This is a genomic window from Streptomyces durbertensis (genome assembly GCF_014156695.1).
GTDB classification, from domain to species: Bacteria; Actinomycetota; Actinomycetes; order Streptomycetales; family Streptomycetaceae; genus Streptomyces; species Streptomyces durbertensis.
In genome coordinates, this window is sequence record NZ_WMLF01000652.1 from 1 (window position 1) to 2,094 (window position 2,094).

At 75.6% G+C, this 2,094-nt stretch carries 3 protein-coding genes; 1 reads left to right on the plus strand and 2 read right to left on the minus strand.

Features of this window, described 5'->3' with window-relative positions:
• The coding region (gene dnaG / locus GL263_RS25535; protein ID WP_500294578.1) for a DNA primase at positions 1–550 on the plus strand (550 nt) is incomplete at its 5' end.
• 434 nt (positions 551–984) lie between these two features.
• Here the strand turns inward: dnaG and GL263_RS25540 are convergent.
• Together GL263_RS25540 and GL263_RS25545 are read right to left on the minus strand one after the other, a co-directional pair.
• A complete protein-coding gene (locus tag GL263_RS25540; RefSeq protein WP_182858110.1) occupies positions 985–1,782 on the minus strand; it encodes an FkbM family methyltransferase in 798 nt (265 codons plus the stop codon).
• The gene (locus GL263_RS25545) at positions 1,779–1,991 is read right to left on the minus strand and encodes a Trm112 family protein (RefSeq protein WP_182858111.1); all 213 of its coding nucleotides are present in this window, start codon (positions 1,989–1,991) and stop codon (positions 1,779–1,781) included. The genes GL263_RS25540 and GL263_RS25545 overlap by 4 nt, the downstream gene beginning before the upstream one ends.
• Between the last annotated feature and the right edge of the window lie 103 nt (positions 1,992–2,094).

Consider the following 2,094-nt stretch of genomic DNA (forward strand, 5'->3'; position numbering starts at 1 on the left):
GTCCGGGAGGTCGGCGGCGCCAGCCGGTCCGCCGGCTCCCGCCGCGCCCCGGATCAGCGGGCCGCCGCTGCATCTGCGCCGGCCGGGCCAGCTGGTCGAGCGTGAGCTGCTGAAGGTGGCGCTCCAGTACCCGCAGCTGGTGTCGCCGGTGTTCGACGCGTTCGGCGCCGACGAGTTCACCGCCGAGCCGTACGCGCTGGTCCGCACGACCGTCGAGGCGGCCGGCGGCACGGAGGCGGCGGGCTCGGACTTCCTGTCCCGGGTGCTGGACGCCGCGCCCGACGACACCGTCCGCAAGCTGATCACGGAACTCGCGGTGGAGGCGCTGCGGTGCCCCGGCGGCGGGGAGCCCGACGAGGCGTACGCCGGGCAGCAGTTGGTGGCGGTCCGCCTGGCGGCGGTCAGGGCCCGCTCGGCGGAGATCGAGGGCACGGCCCGGCGGCTGGACGCGCAGGGCGCGAACGAGCGGTCGGCGCCGCTGTGGCAGGAGCTGTGGGTCCTCCAGCGGTACGCGACGGCGCTACGCGAACGCGGCGCGGCGGCCCTCTGACGTGCACCTCCGGTGCGACCCCGGCGCGCCGACCCTCGTGCGATCTGCTGCGGTGATCCCGCCGGATCCCCACGCGGGCTCTTGCCGTGCGGACGTGCGGCGTGGGCGGCCTCTCACCGCACGGATCTGCGGCGTGGATCTCGGCGTGCGGAATCTCGTTGTGAGGGACGTGCGGTGCGGACCCCACCCTGCGACTCTCCCCGGGCAGACTCCGGCGCGGATCCTGCCGTGCGGACCCCGGAGGCCACGGATTCCCGAAGGGGCCCGGCACGCGGGCCGTCGGCGTGGGCTCCGTCGGTTGGCTTCCTGTCGTGCGGGGTACCGCGCGGATCCGGCGTGCGGTACCCCGCCGTTGGTGATTCCGGCTCGGGTCCGACCTGCGGGCCCCGGCACGCGGACACGCGACGCGGTCAGTCCCGGTGCGCCGGGCGGGGTCAGGGTCGGCGGAGTTGTGGTGGGCTGTTCGCGAGGCCCCCGGGCCGTAGGCCCGCCGGCAGGAAGAGGACGGAGTTCACGTAGCGCGGTCGCGGGCGCAGGGCCCGGCGCAGCAGGCCGTGTTCGGCGACGTGCCCGGTGAGCCGCTGGTGGCGGGCGAGGTCGAAGTCCCGCAGCGGCACCCAGTCGCGGTCCGGCAGTACCCAGCCGGTGTAACCCCACTCCGCGAGCAGCTCGACGACCGGCGCAGTCGGCTGGATGCGCACCTCCAGTTCGACGAAGAGCGACGGCCGGCAGGCGGCGACGGTCTCCCGCGCCCCGCGCAGCACCGCCTCCTCGCTGCCGTCCACGTCGATCTTGACCAGGCGGACGTCCGTCAGCTCCAGGGTGTCCAGCCGCACGCTCGCCACGTCGATCCGCGTGCCGTGCAGGTCGTCGCGGCGGACCAGGGAGGAGACACCCTGGTCGCCCCGGCCGCCGGGCGGCAGCCAGAGCGTGGCGCCGTCGGTGTGGTCGGTGGCGGCGGCCTGGACGACGCGGACGTTGTCGCCGGTGGTGGCGTGCAGCAGCCGGGCCAGGTGCGGCACGGGCTCGATGGTGACCACCTGCTCGACGCGACGGGCCAGCCGACGGGTCCACGGCCCGTACCAGCCGCCGATGTCGACGGCCGTGCCGCCGGGCGGGCAGAAGTCGGCCAAGCGCCGCAGTTCGGGTTCGAAGCGCGGGTACACGGCGGAGGCGGTCCGCGCGACCAGTGCCGGGGGCAGCCGGGCGCCGACCCGGGCGGCCAGGGTCACGGCGTGCCGACCCGGTCGCAGTAGCGCGTGTGGTCCTCCTCGCTCACGGGCTCACCCGAGGAGGGGAGGAGCTGCGGGATGTCGTCGACGACGGGGTAGCGGCGGCGCAGCCGGGGGTTGTAGAGCGCGTCGCCGCCTTCGAGCAGCAGGAGCTCGCCCTTGTCGAGCGGGCAGACCAGGATCTTCAGCAGCGGGTCGTCAGGTGACATGGCGGGTGCCTTCCTCGTGGGGGTGACGGACAGGTCGGGAGACGTCGACTGCCCGGCCGACGGGGCGCTCGTCGGCGGGCCCCCGGGCAGGGCGGTCGACGCC

What these genes read in the sequence shown, in the direction of transcription:
- GL263_RS25545 (WP_182858111.1), bottom strand. Translation starts at nt 1,991, where the DNA reads ATGTCACCTGACGACCCGCTGCTGAAGATCCTGGTCTGCCCGCTCGAC.